Below are 395 nucleotides of genomic sequence, written 5' to 3'. Positions count from 1 at the left end.
CACCGTCACCAAGATGTTTGGTGGTAGTTGCGGAAATGAGTCCAGGATTAAGCTCCAGTGTGGTGAATACATCACCCAAATCAGTGGAACCTATGGAAACTACAAATACCAGGGCAATCAGTGTGTTATCGCTACTATGAAGATCCACACCAACTTATGCCCATCTGGATATGGACCTTATGGGCAAGGATGTGGCGTCGAAAGTGTGAAGTGCTTCTCTTCTCCACTCCCAGCTGGTGGCCCTATCGTCGGGTTTTTGGGAAGGCACAACAACTACCTCGAGTCCATTGGAATCTTCGTCAAGAAGGATTGCTCATGCTCTTAAGTATGCTGTTGAAGTACTTGGCTAGCTACGTACCACAATTACCCCAGCATTCAGGAAAATTGCAACGGTC

1 protein-coding gene is annotated in these 395 nt (G+C 47.3%); it reads left to right on the top strand.

All coding sequences use genetic code 11. From position 1 onward, the window contains the following. The first annotated feature begins 13 nt into the window (after positions 1 to 13). Entirely contained in the window at positions 14 to 325 is a 312-nt protein-coding gene (locus M9Q43_RS14285; protein WP_408611270.1) for a jacalin-like lectin, read from the top strand. The last annotated feature ends 70 nt before the right edge of the window (positions 326 to 395 follow it).

It is taken from the genome of Flavobacterium odoriferum (assembly GCF_025499515.1).
GTDB lineage: Bacteria > Bacteroidota > Bacteroidia > Flavobacteriales > Flavobacteriaceae > Flavobacterium > Flavobacterium odoriferum.
Note: the sequence above shows the minus strand (reverse complement) of the source record. Positions and strands in the feature narration are given on the sequence as shown.